We start from the raw sequence: 14915 nt of genomic DNA, 5'->3' as shown, positions 1-14915 counted from the left end.
CCGATAAAGTCGGGTTGCAGCGTTTCCTATTGTGTCTAAGAAACGGATCCCCGCCTCGCCCCCCCCCCTGCCCCCCGCCGAGCCCCCCTTTTTTCCGCAATCATTCCATTCCGCCCGCCCGGATGAGCTATAATAGGAACATCCATCATAGAACGGAGTGGACGTGTCCAGTGACGCTGCAGCAGTTGAAGTACGTGATCGAGGTGGCGAGCCGGGGGTCGATGAACGAGGCCGCGAAGCGCCTGTTTATCTCTCAGCCGAGCTTGTCCAACGCTATCCGCGAGCTGGAAGAAGAAGTCGGAGTAACGATCTTCGAGCGGACGAACAAGGGGATCACGCTGACCAAGGAAGGAACCGAGTTTCTCTCCTATGCCAGGCAGGTCGTGGAGCAGGCGGACCTGCTGGAGAACCGCTACATGGGAGGCAAGCCGTCGCCGCAGCACTTCTCCGTGTCGACCCAGCACTATGCGTTCGCGGTGAATGCCTTCGTCAGCCTCGTGCGCGAGCACGGCCTAGAGGAATACGAGATGGCGCTGCGCGAGACGAAGACCTACGAGATTATCGAGGACGTCAAGAACATGAGAAGCGAGATCGGCATCCTCTACCTTAACGAGTTCAATGCCAAGGTCATCAACAAGATGCTCAAGTCGGCCAATCTCCAGTTCAACAGCTTGTTCGTCGCGAAGCCGCATATTTTTATCAGCGTCCACAATCCGCTCGCGAAGCAGAAGAGCGTGACCATCGACCAACTGGATGATTACCCTTATCTCTCGTTCGACCAAGGGGAGTACAATTCGTTCCACTTCTCCGAGGAGATCCTCAGCACGCTGTCCCATAAGAAAAGCATTCGGGTGAACGATCGGGCCACGCTTTTTAACCTGCTGATCGGCTTGAACGGGTATACGATCTCGACCGGGGTGCTGAGCGCGGACCTGAACGGCAACGACATCATCCCCGTGCCGCTGAGCATCGACGAGACGATTCATGTCGGCTGGATCGGGCATAAGAACGCCTCTCTGACCAAGCTGGGGGCGGCTTACGTCGAAGCGCTGAAGGCGGCGATTCAGGAGTGATTCGGCGGCAAGGATTCTCTCTCTTCGTGGTTTGAATCTTGTTATAGTCTCAAGCTATATCCAGCTATAGGATATTGGATTCCCGCAAGGGACAAAAAAGAGCTTCAAGACCGCTTAACGAGGTGCTAAACTTGGGAGAAGAAACGACAAGGGAGATTGGCACCATGCTTAATCATAAAATTCAGAATAGAGAGGCGGGCATTCTGACCTACGGCCTGACGCCTCCGAAGACCAACCACGAGCCGGCCAAGATCGCCGAGATCGCCCGGAAGCAGATCGAACGGATTCAGGATATCGGCCTCGACGGCCTGGTGCTTTACGACGTGCAGGACGAAGCGGACCGCAACGACCAGGATCGGCCTTTTCCTTATCTGTCCACGATGGATCCGACGGAATACAGCAAGCAATACCTGCAATCCTATGACGTGCCTAAGATAATCTACAAGGTAGTAGGCAAGGAATCGCCGGAAGAGCTCGCCAAGTGGATCGAAGCGAATTCTTCGGAGGATCGCTTCTCGGTGTTCGTCGGGTCCTCTTCGAGCAAGCAGGCGGTGACGATGAGGCTGCCGGACGCTTACGAGATTAGCGCGAAGCGCAATCCGCGCCTCCACTTCGGCGGCGTTGTCATTCCCGAACGGCATAAGGCCAAGGGGGACGAGCACCTGAGGGTGGCGGGCAAGCAGCTGAGCGGATGCTCGTTCTTCATCTCGCAGGCGACCTATGACGTGGAAGCGTCGAAGAATTTCCTCTCGGACTATTATTATCACTGCAAGGAGAACGACCTTCGTCCGGTTCCCATCCTGTTTAACCTGGCGCCTTGCGGCTCGCAGAAGACGTTGGAGTTCATGAAGTGGCTCGGGATCAGCATTCCGAGATGGCTGGAGAACGACCTTCTTCATAGCCACGACATTCTGGAAAATTCGCTGCGTTCCTCGCGCGAGGTGTTCGAGCAGTTGTTCGACTTCGGCATCCGCAAGGGCATTCCGATCGGGTGCAGCGTGGAGAGCGTCTCGACTCGCAAGGTGGAGATCGAAGCGGCGGTCGAGCTGGCGAAGGACATCAAGCGGTTCATGGAGAACAGGCTGAACGGATAACAAGAGAATTTTATCGAGCGGACATGGATGAGAAGCGGCTGCAGGCCGCTTCTTTCTTTTGCATTCGGGGCTTGGCCGCGGTATCGTAAAGAAAGAATAGTCGGAAAGGGGCAATCATTCATGGCAGATAAGCGCATCGTCAAGTGGGGCATCATGGGTCCGGGAGGCATCTCGGGGAACTTCGCCTCCGAGCTCAAGCACGCTCCGGGAGCGGAGCTCGTCGCCGTAGCGGGAAGATCGAAGGAGAAGGCGGAGGCGTTCGCGTCCAAGCATGGCGTGCCTCGTTCGTACGGAAGCTGCGAAGAGCTGGCCGCCGATCCGGATGTCGAGATCGTCTACATCGGCACGCTTCATCCGGTTCACAAGGAGAATGCGATCGCGCTGCTGCGCGGCGGCAAGTCCATCCTGTGCGAGAAGCCGTTCACGATGGATGCGGCGGAAGCCAAGGAGATCGTGAAGGTAGCGAAGGAGCGCGGCCTCTTCGTAATGGAGGCGATGTGGACCCGCTATCTGCCGGTCATCCGCCAGGTCAAGCAGTGGCTGCGCGATGGAACGATCGGCGAGGTTCAACTGCTGAAGGCCGAATTCGGCTTCGACGCCGGATGGGATCCGGAAGGCCGCCTGCTGAGCAAGGAGAAGGGCGGCGGCACGCTGCTGGATGCCGGAATCTATCCGGTCTCGTTCGCGTCGTTCGTCTACGGGGAGCGTCCGCGGCGAATTCAGAGCACGGTTCACATCGGCGAGACCGGCGTGGACGAGCGGTTCTCGCTGCTGTTCGAGTATGACGGAGGCCGTACCGCCGCCCTGCACAGCGCGGTTCGTCTCGGCATGAACAACGAAGCCTGGATCTATGGCACGAAGGGCAAAATCTACGTGGAGAACTTCCTCGCCGCGAAGAAAGCGATCCTGTACGCGAACGGAGAAGAGCCCGTTGTCGTTACGGACGACCGCGAGTTCGTCGGGCACGCGTTCCAGGCGATCGAAGCGATGGACTGCCTGCGAGAAGGGCGCAAGGAGAGCGCGGAGATGCCGGTTGACGAGACGGTCGGGCTGATGGAGACGCTGGACGAGATCCGCGCGCAATGGGGGTTGACTTACTGAGGGCGGCATAGTGCCTAAGGCGGCTGAGTGCTAGCTCTAACGCAGTTTTCCAGCGATGCAGCAGTGCTGGTTGAGCATGTGAACAGGGTGAGCAAGATGGGAAGGCTGTCCGCCGTGATCCAATGGATCAGGCTGCGGGACAGCCTTCTCTTTTTATTAGGCTCTGGTAAACCTTTTGAGTTCCTTATGGAGAGCGAGAAGTATAGTTTAAGATTATTCGCCCTGAACCTTACCATAAGTGATGGCGAAAAGTTTGACACGAATGGTGTCAAACCACGGAACGATGCCGGCAGCTCCATTGAGGTATTTGGCCGAATAACGTACCTGCAGCAATCTTTCGATGTGATTGAATAATATTAATGTCTTAGCAAGGCAAATGCGGATCCTGGCGACTGTAATTGATTTTCACTAATCACACATGCGAGCATAATTGATTCTTGCAGTCGGCTTTGTCTAATGTCGCCTAAGTCAACGATCAAGGGCCAACCAAGGTCCTTGAGCAGAGAATTGACCTGATTCTTGGATGAAGTATTGTTTCCGGATATAAACATGATAGGTGAGCCTTCCCTGAATTTCGGATAAATCATGATCTTATCGCTGACGGTGTTGAGTGTTTTAACAACATGGCTTTCTGGCAACAACTGTTGGATAATTTCCGCAACTGATCTATCGACAAGCTGTAAACGTGGCCCATTGTCAAAATGTACGGCGTTGCTTACATCAATGACCGTCTTATTTTGCAAATAGACAGGATCAATAGCTTCAACCACTTCTTTTAGGCAGGACCACGGAAGAGCCACAATAATGATCTCACCAAACAGCGCGGCTTCATTAAATGATGCGATATCCCCTGATTTACCTACTTCTTGCTTCCAGGTAAAATGCTTTGGATCGTGGGGCTCACGGCTGCTGATTAATACTTGATAACCTGCCGTAACTAATCCTTTGCCTAAAATTTTGCCTACATTCCCCGCCCCGAGAATACCAATGTTCATGCTCATCCTCTCCCTTCTACGGGCAATTATATGAACATTAAGTCTTGTGAGTAATTAGGCACTTTTTAGTATCCAAACCGTTTTTATATGCAATGGGATATAATGTTTGTAAGCGAGGTGAGAGAATGCCTGTCCAGCGAAATGAGTGTCCGGCAGAGATCGTGTTATCGATATTAAGCGGCAGATGGAAAATCCCCATTTATCGGTATTTATATAATAATGAAAAGCCAATACGTTATAGCGAATTGCTTAGGCATCTTCCATCCATTTCGAAAAAAATGCTAACAGAACAGCTTCGCGAGCTTGAGTGTGACGGAATTATTGAAAGGGAATCCTATCCGGAGCCTCGACCAAGAGTAGAATATACACTGACTTTGTCAGGACGATCAATGATTGTATTTCTTGATCAGATGAGCGATTGGGGCGAAAAGAATATCCTGCCAAAAATAAAGGAAATACGTCAATAATCAAATATATCGAGGCACCCCCAAATGGGTGCCTTTCAAATTTCGCCGATAGACGGTGTCTTTTGGCATTAAGGGACGAGCAGGATCACGTTTCAAGGGGGCAGTCAATGAACAAAACCGATCGTTTGTTGGCCATCGTGCTAGAGCTGCAAGGCAGGCATGCGGTACGTGCCGAAGATTTGGCTGCACGATTTGAAATCAGTGTGAGGACCGTCTATCGCGACATTCAAGCTCTAAGCGAAGCGGGCGTGCCGATTACAGGTACTACTGGCAAAGGGTATTCCTTAATGGAGGGGTATTTTCTGCCGCCGATTCGTTTCACGATAGAGGAAGCCGTGACCTTGCTTATCGGAACGGACTTTATCGAGCAACGATTCGATGATGATTATCGGGAAAGAGCTAATGCTGCGAGGAGGAAAATCGAGGCCACTCTATCAGACACGGTCCGCCGTGAGACCTCCCGTATACGCAAGTCGCTGCGATTGCTTGCTCCTGGCAAACAGGCAGCTGAGTCGAACGAAAGGGAGAATCTCGATAAGATCCGCCGAGCTCTATTGGATGGGCGAAAGATCGGATTTCATTATTCCAAAAGAATTGCGGATTCCACGGAGGGCCGCCATAGCGAACGTACCGCCGCTCCATATGGCCTTGTACTCGTTGAAGGGTCTTGGATGCTTGTGGCCCGGTGCGATCTGCGCCAAGACATCCGCCATTTCCGGTTGTCCCGAATGACTGAACTTATCGAACTAGACGAATCATTCGAACTCCCGGCGCATTTTGACTTAAAGGAGTATACCCCTTTAGACGATCGCCGCTTGCGAGTATGCCTTCGATTTAACCATGACATTGCAGATAAAGTGAAGGAATCGAACTATCCTTACATAGAGGATATGAAAGAGCATCAAGATGGATTGGATGTGGTCTTACGCGTTCGTTTGCCGGATGAAGTGCTGCAATGGGTGCTTGGCTGGGGAGCGGGCGTAATCGTGTTGGAACCCGAATCGTTTCGGAATCGGGTTCGTGAGGAAGCCCAGAAAATTCTAAAACGCTACTGACATAACGTTGTCAGTAGCGTTTTTTATAATGGGATATGTAAATGTAAAGGCGATAGAGAAGTAAAAAAGACAGGAAGGATGATATTTGTGAATTTCGCTTCTGTACGGATCATTACGGACGACGTGGATCGTCTCGTCGAGTTCTATGAGAAAGTCATGGGGGTTTCGGCGGAACGACCCGCGCTGGTATTTGCCGAACTCGTCGCGCCGTCGTTCACCCTTGCAATCGGCCACTCCCAGACGACGCAGCTATTCGGCGCCGATTCCGCAGTGGCGGCCAGTAATCGCACTGTCATGATGGAGTTCCGCGTGGACGATGTCGAGGCCGAATATGAACGCTTGAAGCCTTATGTCGATAATTGGGTTATGGAACCGACCACGATGCCCTGGGGGAACCGTTCCATGCTGTTCCGCGATCCCGACGGCAACCTTCTTAACCTCTTCGAGCCGGTGACCGAGGAGGCGATTAAACGGTTTAGAGGTAGGCATTGAATTCTTCGCAATGAGGGCCCGACATCCCCGTTAGACAAAACAGCCAGAAAGTATTTACAATATTCATAATAGAACGGGTGGGAAGGATATAGGGCTGTCATTATGAATATCCTCGAAGAATTATTGCTGCAAGTGGCGTTCGTCGTTACGTTGATTTTCGCTTTCCAATTGTTTTATTCGATCGGCTTCGGGAGATTTAAGTATTTCAGGCTGACCCAGGCTGTTCTATTCGGAGTCGCACTTGTGTTGTGCATGACCTTTCCCGTCCATGTTACCGATCAATTAAGCGTCGATATCCGCATCGTTCCGATGCTTCTGGGAACTTTCTACGGCGGGTTCGAGACGACGCTTTTTCTATCCTTGCTTATTCTGCTTTACCGCTCCTACCTTGGGATGGATGGAGGTTTCTATGCGACGACGCTGGCGGTGTTCATGTGCATCCCGATATTCATGTTCTTCCAGTCCCGATTCCTGCAAGGGAATAAGAACCAAAGGCTGCGGATAGCGATAGGTCTCACGGTTGGCTATTGCGTTAGCAGTTTTGTGTCTATGGCCATCTTTATCGGCTTGTCCAGAACTTTCTTGGGCGCTATTCTTCTGTACACCTTGGTGATGATGGCCGTCGTGCTGATCTTCGTTGCGATGAATGAGACCATTAAGGATACGCTCGAGAAAAATCAGCAGCGAGTGGCAGAAGCCAAAGATGCGGAGATCGCTTTTTTACGTTCGCAGATTCAACCGCATTTTCTATACAATGCTCTGAATTCGATAGCCGCCCTCTGCGCCGAGGACCCCCGCCAGGCGGAACAGCTTACGCTGGACCTCTCCCAATATCTCAGAAGCGGGCTCAACTTCAAGCAAATGGCCACCTTCACGACATTGGAGAACGAATTGGAATTGATCCAAGCTTACCTTAATATCGAAAAAGTACGCTTCGCCGACCGGTTAGTCATCGAGTACGACATCGAGGCCGACCCGAATCGCCTGATTCCGCCGCTTATCTTGCAGCCATTGGTCGAGAATGCGATCAAGCACGGTCTGATGTCTAGCGTAAGAGGCGGTACCGTCAAAATCTCGATTCGGGAGCTGGACGGGAAGCTTCGGTTCGCCGTCGAGGATAACGGATGCGGAATGAGCGAGGCGAAGCGGCAAGAAGTCTTTGGTCCGGATTCGAAGCACAGCGGAATAGGGCTGAGAAATATAGCGCGACGGATCAAGCTGTTATACGACGCAAGCCTGCAAGTCAAAAGTACGGTCGGAATCGGAACGAAGGTGCTTTTCGAGCTCCCCTATCCGTCAGACGGGAGGAAGTTGGATGATAAGAGCTATTATCGTGGACGATGAACCTTTGTCGATGCGACGGCTGAAGAATCTGCTTGCCGGATATGAGGAACTCGAAGTATGCGGCGCGTTTCTGACCCCGCGAGAGGCGTTTGAGTATGCGCGAGCCAATTCCTTTCAGGTGGCGTTCCTCGATATCTCCATGCCGGAGGTTGACGGGATGTCGTTGTCCCGATTATTGCTAGAGCGTGATCCTTTCCTATCCGTCATTTTCGTCACGGGCTTTGACGATTATGCGGTACAGGCGTTCGAAGTGAACGCGTTAGACTACTTAATGAAGCCGGTGAAGGAACAACGGCTCGCCCGGACGTGGGCGAAGATCAAGGAGAAGTATCGCGATTACGCTTTCGAGGGGGAACCGGCTGCAGCAACCGGCTTGCTGACCGGACAGGAGACCCGAATCGTCCAATATATGGCCGAGGGGTTATCCAATAGGCAAATCGCGGAGGCTTTGCACATCACTTCGGAAACGGTTAAGTCTCATTTGAAGAACGTCTTCCGGAAGCTGGACGTCAATAATCGCGTGAGGGCGCTGCAGCGCGCCAAGGAATTGAAGATCGTTCAATAGCCGATAGGCTCTCTATCCAATCCCCCCCATTCGGGGGATTTTTTATTATACCCAAATATTCTACATTAATAGACAATGATTCATTTGCTATTTGGAGGAGAATTATGCGAACCTTGCGTCGAATTTGGACATTCCTAATCGCTTGTATGCTGCTCAGCGTCAGCTTGGTCGTCCTCTTGCGGGCGATATCGTTAAGTCCTGAAATCGAACAGCTATTAAAGGGGATGAAATAAGCCATGGCTGCGAACGAATATTATATGCCGACCCATTGGCGGGTGAAGGGAAACATCTGGGAGATCTATGAAGTATGCTCCGACTTCTTAGACTATCAACGCTGGTGGCCCGAAGTGTACCTGAAGATTCAAACCGGAGGCACGGACAAGGAGACTGGCAACGAAGTCTATGAGATTCTTTCAAGGGGCAAGCTGCCGTACAAGCTTCGCTGGAGGTCATGCAAGACAGCCGAACAAGCGCCGCATTCCATCTCCTTGAAGTCCTCCGGGGACTTGGTCGGTCACGGAACGTGGCGGTTCGAGCAGGACGGGGAATACGTGAATGTACAATTCGATTGGTACGTGAACGCCGAGAAGCTCCTGCTCAAGCTGTTCTCGCCGATCTTGAAGCCGTTCTTCATCTCGAACCATCACTGGGCAATGACTAAGGGGAGAGAGAGTCTGGAGAAGGAACTGATGCGAAGGCGCGAGGCTATGGTCCGGCACGATGGCATTCGGAATCATTAAATTTCTAAAGGTAAAGGCACCCAAGCGGGTGCCTTTCGATTTCTCTAATCGATTTATTTCAGCCGCAAGCCGCCGTCCACTTCGAGAACCGTTCCGGTGACAAAGGTATTGTCGACCAGATAGGCGATGGCCTTGGCAATATCATCGGGTGCGCCTACCCGACCGACCGGCGTATTTTCGGCATAGTTGCTAAACGCTGCCTCGCGCTGCTCAGCCGGCAGCCAATTCCACCAGGCTGTGTTGACGACACCTGGTGAAACGGCATTGATACGCAGCGGCGCAAGCTCGAGCGCAAGATTGGGTACCATCGCTTCCAGCGCTGCGTTGATGGCGGCTAGGCCGGAAGTCCCCGGAGAAACGCGACGGGCGGAGATGGCCGTAATGAACGTGATGGAGCCGTTCGCGCTGATCGTGTTCAAGCTCAGCTGGGCTGCCGTGAGCTGCGGCCAGAACTTGGCCTCGAAGCCGCCGCGCAGATCATCCAGTGCGAGCTCGCGGAAATTCCCAGCTCCCTTGGCACCGGACACGGATATAATGAGATGATCGAATGCGCCTTGGCGTTCGTAGAATGATTTGACCGCTTCCGGGGAGCTCGCATCGAGACGCTCGCCCGAAGCGTTGCCACCGAGCTGCCGAAGTGCTTCTTCAAGCTTGGCGCTGTCCCGCCCTGTAATGACGACCTCGGCCCCTCCTGCCGAAAGCATCTGTGCGGATGCGAGCCCCATACCGGATGTGCCGCCCATAATAATAATGCGTTGCCCTTGAATTCCTAATCCCATGTTCAGTTCCTCCTATACGTACCGATTGATTTGTTTTCTTGTTCGGATTATAATACGTAACGTAACGTAATGTAAATAGGGATTTTGAAATATTTACCTGGAGGAGTTATTTATGGATAGACATCAAGTCAAACCGGCACCCGGCCGCCCAAGAAGCCAACAGGCGATGGAGGCGGTGTTAACGGCAGTACGCCAGCTGTTGCAGACGTCGACCTACAAGGAGCTTACAATGGAAGGCATCGCCAAGGCGGCGGGCGTTGGCAAGCCCACTTTGTACCGATGGTGGCCAAACATCGCCTCCATCGTCATGGACGTGATGAAGCAGCAAGCCCTTCATGACATTGGGGTTCCGGATACAGGCTCGCTTGAATCGGACTTGCTCCTCTACATCGGCGATACTTGCCGTTCGTTGACACAGGGCGCGGGTGGGATCATGCGCAGTTTGATGGCGGAAGCCCAGTTCGACGACGGCTTCGCTCAGATATTCCGCGAGTCATTCATTTCCTCTCGTAGGGCAATGCTCATCGCTCTTCTGCAGCGCGGAGCCGCAAGAGGCGAGCTGCCGAAGGACGCCGATCTGGAGCTGCTTGCCGACCTCTGTTACGGGCCGATCTGGTACCGGCTGTTGAACGGCCATGGGTCACTCGACGAGCCGTTCGTGCAGGCCATTACGGCTCATATTATTAGGCGATGCTGATGGATATGCCTATCGTCTGGCGGGACTGCTTCCGACATCGTGCGCAGCGAGTGAACGGCTCGTCCGCTTCGGCTGTTTAAGATAGATGCGAGCTCTTCTTGTACGCGGCGGGTGACATTCCGGTGAACGCTTTGAACACCCGGTGGAAGTGAGGCAGGCTGTTGAAGCCGCAACGTTCGGCGATAAGCCCGACGCTGTCGTCGCTGTTCGCGAGCAGCTCCTTGGCGAGGATGATTCGCTTGGCGTTGACGTAGTCGGTCAGGTTCATGCCGGTCAGCTGCTTGAACACCCGGGAGAAGTGAGGCGGGGTTACCGCCGACCGGCGCGACATCTCCGCGAGGCTCGCATCCTGCTCAGGGTGCTCATCGATCGCCCGCAGCGCTTCCTTCATCCAGGCCGGCCCGACGCCGTGATCGATGGAAGAATCCTCGGGAGATAGGGTGGCGGCATATCGATTCAAGCGCAGAAGCAGCTCCCCGAGCTGCAGGCGAACCGCCTCCCGGTAGCCGAGCCGGCGCTCGCGCAGCTCCAGATCCATCCGCTTAAGAAGCTCCTCGAATTCAGCTTGAAGCGGTTCGGGCAGCTCCAGCTTGTAGCTCTTGTGCTTCCGGGAGGAATCGAAGGAACGCAGCGGCGAATACGAATCGTCCAGCGATTCCGTCTTGGCGAAGGCCGGCGAGAAGAACGCCGCGCTCGTGACGTAAGGATTCGCTTCGTCGGGAGCGGAACGGTGGATCGTATTGCCTGGGATGATGAACAGATCGCCTGGTTTTTTCTCATAGAAGGTTTTATCGATAAAGAACGTTCCGCAGCCCTTATGCACGTAGACGAGCTCGTACCGGTCATGCAGATGGTCGGGAAGCTCCCCGGCGGGGTTCTTTTTGTCGTGGTAGACCAATTCGAAGGGGAAGAGGGGGTCCCCGAAGAACGGCTTGCGATACGGATTCATGCGGCATCTCTCCTTCGTCCCGTTTTCCTCATTAGGATATCAAAAAAAGTTACAAACTTGCAATTTCAAGCACTATAAAGAAACATATTTGCGCTAGTAAAATGAATATAGGAAGGTTAACAGGCGGCCATGCGAAGGAGCTTGATAAACGATGAATCGATTAAACCAACAATGGGCGAACGATACGGACAGGGAGCGAATCGCGGCGGCCAAGACGGCTCCGATTACGATTCTACAAGTCGGCGAAGGCAACTTCCTGCGGGGGTTCTTCGATTGGATGATTCAGACCTGCCGGGACCAAGGGTTATTCCGCGGAAGCATCGCGGTAACCCAGCCGCGTCCCGCCGGCAAGCCGAAAATCGAGGAATTGGCCGCCCAGGACGGACTTTATACATTGGTTATTCGAGGACTTGAGAATGGCGAAGCGGTTGAGCGCAAGGAGTTAATCTCCGTCTTCGCGGAAGCGTTCGATCCGTATTCGAATTGGACGAGGCTGATGGAGCTGGCGCTGAGTCCGGAGCTGCGCTTCGTCGTCTCCAATACGACGGAAGCGGGAATCGCTTACCGTCCGGAGCCGCTTAGCGAAGGCCCGATCCAGTCGTTCCCGGGCAAGCTGGCTTTCCTGCTCTACCAGCGTTACCTCAAATACGAGGGCGAAGCCGACAAGGGACTGATCTTTCTGCCCTGCGAGCTGCTCGACCGCAACGGGGACGCTCTTCGCGACGTCGTGCTTCGATATGCGGAGGACTGGCGCTTCCCGGAAGCATTCAAACGATGGGTTCTTGAGCACAATCGCTTTCTCAATTCGCTTGTCGACCGCATCGTAACCGGCTATCCGGGTGATCAGCAAGCGGAGGCCTGGTTCGAGGAGTGGGGCTATCGCGACCCGATGCTGACGACCGCCGAGCCTTATCATCTATGGGCGATCGAAGCCGAGCCGGAGCTGGATGAGCTGCTGCCTTTGCGGCAAGCGGGATTGAACGTCCATTGGACGACGGACCTGAGGCCGTTCTCGACGCGCAAGGTGCGCATCCTCAACGGAGCGCATACCTGGATGGCTCCGCTCGGCCTGCTCCATGGAGTGGAGCATGTGCGGGAGCTGCTGGAGCACGACGTTCTGGGCAAGCTTGTGCGCGAGACGGTGTACGCCGACATCGTGCCTTCCTTGCCTTATTCCGCGGAGGAGCTCAAAGCTTATGCGGATACCGTGTTCGAGCGTTTCGGCAATCCGTACATTCGCCATCGCCTGGCGGATATCGCGATGAACAGCCTCAGCAAGTTCAAGACTCGGCTGCTCCCGACCATTAGGGTCTACGCCGACGAGGGAGAGGCGGCTCCGGAGCGCTTGGCTCTCGGCTTGGCGAGCTTGCTTCGCTATTATCGGATTCGCCGAAGCGCGGACGGCTCCTTCGAGGGGACGACGCTGGCAGGCGAGCGTTACGTTGTTCGCGACGACCAGGCCTTGCTGGAGCTTATCGCCGGCATCTGGGAGGACGCTCGGCTTAGCGGCGAATCGCCGGAACGAACCGTCGGGAAGCTGCTGGCCCAGACGTCGATCTGGGGCGCCGATCTATCGGAATGGCCGGGACTCGCGGCTTCGGTCGGCGCATGGCTGCAAGCTTGGGAGAACAAGGAGGCAGGACAACAATGAGCGACTGGATTCGTTTATCGCCGAAGGATCAGGTCATTATCGCGCTTCGGCCCTATGAGGCGGGGGAATCTGTAGCGCTGGAGAACGGGGAGACCGTCGCTCTGCTCGACGCCGTCCCGAAGGGGCACAAAATCCTGACCGCCCCCGTAGAGCAAGGAGCCGACGTGTTCAAATTCGGCTATTCGATCGGCAAGGCGAAGGAGGACCTCAAGCCGGGCGCTTGGGTGCACACGCATAATCTGTCCACGGGGCTGAGCGGCATTCTCGACTACGAGTACGAGCCGACGGCCGCCGAAGCGAAGGCAGCGGCCGCTTCGTCGGAAGTTCCGTTTTTCCAAGGATACTATCGGGAAAATGGGGACGTCGGCATTCGCAACGAGATCTGGATCATCAACACGGTCGGCTGCATCAACAAGACGTGCGAGATTCTCGCGAATCGCGGCAAAGCGTTGGCCGGCGACCGGTTAGACGGCGTTCATCACTTCGCCCATCCGTTCGGCTGCTCGCAGTTGGGAGACGACCTGCGGCATACGCAGAAGCTGCTTGCTTCGCTCGTCAACCACCCGAACGCGGCAGGCGTGCTCGTTGTCGGACTCGGCTGCGAGAACAATCAGATCGACTCGTTTAAGGAAGCGATCGGAGAGTTCGATCCGCGCCGCGTGAAGTTCATGAAGTCGCAGGAGGAAGACGACGAGCTGGAGCGGGGGCTCGAGCTGATCGAAGAGCTGATCAAGTATGCCGGGACGTTCAAGCGCGAGCCGGTACCCGTCTCGAAGCTTCGCATCGGCCTGAAGTGCGGCGGCTCCGACGGGCTGTCGGGCATCACGGCGAATCCGCTCGTCGGCTCGATCTCCGACCGGCTGATCGGTTACGGCGGAACCGCCGTTCTGACGGAGGTGCCGGAGATGTTCGGGGCCGAGACGATTCTGATGAATCGAGCCGAGAACGAGGAAGTATTCGGGCAGATCGTCAGCCTGATCAACGACTTCAAGCGCTACTTCCTCCGGCACGATCAGGAGATCTACGAGAACCCGTCGCCGGGCAACAAGGCGGGCGGCATCACGACGCTGGAGGAGAAGTCTCTCGGCTGCACGCAGAAGGGCGGCCACGCCATCGTCACCGGCGTGCTCCCTTACGGCGAGAGAGTCTCGAAGCCGGGTCTCAATCTGCTCGAGGCGCCGGGCAACGACCTGGTGTCCGTAACCGCGCTCTCGGCAAGCGGCGCCCATATCGTGCTGTTTACGACGGGACGCGGCACGCCGTTCGGCGGCCCGGTGCCGACGGTGAAGCTGTCCACGAACTCCGAGTTGGCCGCCCGCAAGAAGAACTGGATCGACTACAACGCGGGACAACTGCTCGAAGGCAAGACGATGGGCGAATTGACGGACGAGCTGTGGGCCTACCTCATCGGGCTCGCATCCGGCGACAACCGGACTCATAACGAGACGAACGGCTTCCGCGAGATCGCGATTTTCAAAGACGGGGTTATCCTCTGAGATGGAGGACCCCGCTCGGGTGCTGGAGGCGATCGGGTAACGGAGATCCGAGCGGATGCGACCGATCTCAATCCCGGCATGTACCCGCCGAACCCCGTTCACCGAAATGATCGACCGCTTCGACAGCTGGCTGAAGCCCGAGTCCAAGGTGATTAAGGCGACTCTTGAGCTGTAGGAAGCGAGTGCTGCCCCAATATTGTTGAGCCATCCATGGGTATGGATGGCTCTTTGTCTTAACTAGGGGTTGCCGAATGGGTAACAGTTACCCAACTCGCGCACTGAATCCGGCAGCCCCACTCCAAATGCGTAACAGCTACTCAACTCACGCACCGAATTCGGCAGATCCACTCCAAGTGGGTAACAGCTACTCGACTCGCGCATCAAAACCGGCAGCCTCACACCAAATGGGGAACAGTT

16 protein-coding genes are annotated in these 14915 nt (G+C 54.9%); 13 read left to right on the top strand and 3 right to left on the bottom strand.

Going from position 1 to position 14915, the window contains the following annotated elements:
* Nucleotides 1–170 precede the first annotated feature (170 nt).
* The 4 genes from ELR57_RS13300 (at nt 171) to ELR57_RS13285 (ending at nt 3622) form a co-directional block, all read left to right on the top strand.
* Nucleotides 171–1073, top strand: coding sequence for a LysR family transcriptional regulator (locus tag ELR57_RS13300; RefSeq protein ID WP_126959569.1), 903 nt, complete (start codon nt 171–173; stop codon nt 1071–1073).
* Nucleotides 1074–1237: 164 nt separating this feature from the next.
* A complete protein-coding gene (locus tag ELR57_RS13295) occupies nt 1238–2167 on the top strand; it encodes a 5,10-methylenetetrahydrofolate reductase (RefSeq protein ID WP_126959568.1) in 930 nt (309 codons plus the stop codon).
* A gap of 120 nt (nt 2168–2287) precedes the next feature.
* Nucleotides 2288–3268 carry a Gfo/Idh/MocA family protein gene (locus ELR57_RS13290; RefSeq protein ID WP_126959567.1) on the top strand — a complete coding sequence of 327 codons (981 nt, stop codon included), beginning with the start codon at nt 2288–2290 and terminating at the stop codon, nt 3266–3268.
* 114 nt (nt 3269–3382) lie between these two features.
* A complete protein-coding gene (locus tag ELR57_RS13285; RefSeq protein WP_126959566.1) occupies nt 3383–3622 on the top strand; it encodes a hypothetical protein in 240 nt (79 codons plus the stop codon).
* A gap of 2 nt (nt 3623–3624) precedes the next feature.
* On the opposite strand, the gene ELR57_RS13280 is transcribed toward ELR57_RS13285, so the two are convergent.
* Nucleotides 3625–4263, bottom strand: coding sequence for an NADPH-dependent F420 reductase (locus ELR57_RS13280; RefSeq protein WP_158630025.1), 639 nt, complete (start codon nt 4261–4263; stop codon nt 3625–3627).
* Nucleotides 4264–4355: 92 nt separating this feature from the next.
* Here ELR57_RS13280 and ELR57_RS28615 point away from each other — a divergent pair, with 92 nt between their 5' ends.
* From ELR57_RS28615 to ELR57_RS13250, 6 genes are all read left to right on the top strand, one after another.
* Nucleotides 4356–4730 carry a winged helix-turn-helix transcriptional regulator gene (locus ELR57_RS28615; protein ID WP_370452268.1) on the top strand — a complete coding sequence of 125 codons (375 nt, stop codon included), beginning with the start codon at nt 4356–4358 and terminating at the stop codon, nt 4728–4730.
* A 107-nt stretch (nt 4731–4837) separates the two neighbouring features.
* The gene (locus ELR57_RS13270) at nt 4838–5785 is read left to right on the top strand and encodes a helix-turn-helix transcriptional regulator (protein ID WP_126959563.1); all 948 of its coding nucleotides are present in this window, start codon (nt 4838–4840) and stop codon (nt 5783–5785) included.
* An 87-nt stretch (nt 5786–5872) separates the two neighbouring features.
* A complete protein-coding gene (locus ELR57_RS13265) occupies nt 5873–6277 on the top strand; it encodes a VOC family protein (protein WP_126959562.1) in 405 nt (134 codons plus the stop codon).
* A 102-nt stretch (nt 6278–6379) separates the two neighbouring features.
* Nucleotides 6380–7621 carry a sensor histidine kinase gene (locus tag ELR57_RS13260; protein ID WP_126959561.1) on the top strand — a complete coding sequence of 414 codons (1242 nt, stop codon included), beginning with the start codon at nt 6380–6382 and terminating at the stop codon, nt 7619–7621.
* Entirely contained in the window at nt 7593–8186 is a 594-nt protein-coding gene (locus ELR57_RS13255; protein WP_126959560.1) for a response regulator transcription factor, read from the top strand. Before ELR57_RS13260 ends, ELR57_RS13255 begins: the two co-directional genes overlap by 29 nt.
* Nucleotides 8187–8422: 236 nt before the next feature.
* Nucleotides 8423–8926 carry an SRPBCC family protein gene (locus ELR57_RS13250; RefSeq protein ID WP_126959559.1) on the top strand — a complete coding sequence of 168 codons (504 nt, stop codon included), beginning with the start codon at nt 8423–8425 and terminating at the stop codon, nt 8924–8926.
* Nucleotides 8927–8979: 53 nt separating this feature from the next.
* On the opposite strand, the gene ELR57_RS13245 is transcribed toward ELR57_RS13250, so the two are convergent.
* Entirely contained in the window at nt 8980–9705 is a 726-nt protein-coding gene (locus ELR57_RS13245; RefSeq protein ID WP_126959558.1) for an SDR family oxidoreductase, read from the bottom strand.
* Between the two features lie 112 nt (nt 9706–9817).
* On the opposite strand from ELR57_RS13245, the gene ELR57_RS13240 reads away from it, so the two are divergent.
* Complete coding sequence (locus tag ELR57_RS13240; protein ID WP_126959557.1) at nt 9818–10402, top strand: TetR/AcrR family transcriptional regulator; 585 nt, start codon at nt 9818–9820, stop codon at nt 10400–10402.
* 76 nt (nt 10403–10478) lie between these two features.
* On the opposite strand, the gene ELR57_RS13235 is transcribed toward ELR57_RS13240, so the two are convergent.
* On the bottom strand, nt 10479–11351 hold the full coding sequence (locus tag ELR57_RS13235) for a helix-turn-helix domain-containing protein (RefSeq protein WP_126959556.1): 873 nt from the start codon (nt 11349–11351) through the stop codon (nt 10479–10481).
* A 151-nt stretch (nt 11352–11502) separates the two neighbouring features.
* On the opposite strand from ELR57_RS13235, the gene ELR57_RS13230 reads away from it, so the two are divergent.
* On the top strand, nt 11503–13002 hold the full coding sequence (locus ELR57_RS13230; protein WP_126959555.1) for a tagaturonate reductase: 1500 nt from the start codon (nt 11503–11505) through the stop codon (nt 13000–13002).
* Nucleotides 12999–14498 carry a UxaA family hydrolase gene (locus ELR57_RS13225; protein WP_126959554.1) on the top strand — a complete coding sequence of 500 codons (1500 nt, stop codon included), beginning with the start codon at nt 12999–13001 and terminating at the stop codon, nt 14496–14498. The genes ELR57_RS13230 and ELR57_RS13225 overlap by 4 nt, the downstream gene beginning before the upstream one ends.
* Nucleotides 14499–14915: the final 417 nt, after the last annotated feature.

The sequence above is a fragment of the Cohnella sp. AR92 genome, from assembly GCF_003990975.1.
Taxonomy (GTDB): domain Bacteria; phylum Bacillota; class Bacilli; order Paenibacillales; family Paenibacillaceae; genus Cohnella.
Note: the sequence above shows the minus strand (reverse complement) of the source record. Positions and strands in the feature narration are given on the sequence as shown.

What these genes read in the sequence shown, in the direction of transcription:
- ELR57_RS13295 (WP_126959568.1), top strand. Translation starts at nt 1,238, where the DNA reads ATGCTTAATCATAAAATTCAGAATAGAGAGGCGGGCATTCTGACCTAC.
- ELR57_RS13290 (WP_126959567.1), top strand. Translation starts at nt 2,288, where the DNA reads ATGGCAGATAAGCGCATCGTCAAGTGGGGCATCATGGGTCCGGGAGGC.
- ELR57_RS13280 (WP_158630025.1), bottom strand. Translation starts at nt 4,263, where the DNA reads ATGAACATTGGTATTCTCGGGGCGGGGAATGTAGGCAAAATTTTAGGC.
- ELR57_RS28615 (WP_370452268.1), top strand. Translation starts at nt 4,356, where the DNA reads ATGGGATATAATGTTTGTAAGCGAGGTGAGAGAATGCCTGTCCAGCGA.
- ELR57_RS13270 (WP_126959563.1), top strand. Translation starts at nt 4,838, where the DNA reads ATGAACAAAACCGATCGTTTGTTGGCCATCGTGCTAGAGCTGCAAGGC.
- ELR57_RS13260 (WP_126959561.1), top strand. Translation starts at nt 6,380, where the DNA reads ATGAATATCCTCGAAGAATTATTGCTGCAAGTGGCGTTCGTCGTTACG.
- ELR57_RS13255 (WP_126959560.1), top strand. Translation starts at nt 7,593, where the DNA reads ATGATAAGAGCTATTATCGTGGACGATGAACCTTTGTCGATGCGACGG.
- ELR57_RS13250 (WP_126959559.1), top strand. Translation starts at nt 8,423, where the DNA reads ATGGCTGCGAACGAATATTATATGCCGACCCATTGGCGGGTGAAGGGA.
- ELR57_RS13245 (WP_126959558.1), bottom strand. Translation starts at nt 9,705, where the DNA reads ATGGGATTAGGAATTCAAGGGCAACGCATTATTATTATGGGCGGCACA.
- ELR57_RS13240 (WP_126959557.1), top strand. Translation starts at nt 9,818, where the DNA reads ATGGATAGACATCAAGTCAAACCGGCACCCGGCCGCCCAAGAAGCCAA.
- ELR57_RS13235 (WP_126959556.1), bottom strand. Translation starts at nt 11,351, where the DNA reads ATGAATCCGTATCGCAAGCCGTTCTTCGGGGACCCCCTCTTCCCCTTC.
- ELR57_RS13230 (WP_126959555.1), top strand. Translation starts at nt 11,503, where the DNA reads ATGAATCGATTAAACCAACAATGGGCGAACGATACGGACAGGGAGCGA.
- ELR57_RS13225 (WP_126959554.1), top strand. Translation starts at nt 12,999, where the DNA reads ATGAGCGACTGGATTCGTTTATCGCCGAAGGATCAGGTCATTATCGCG.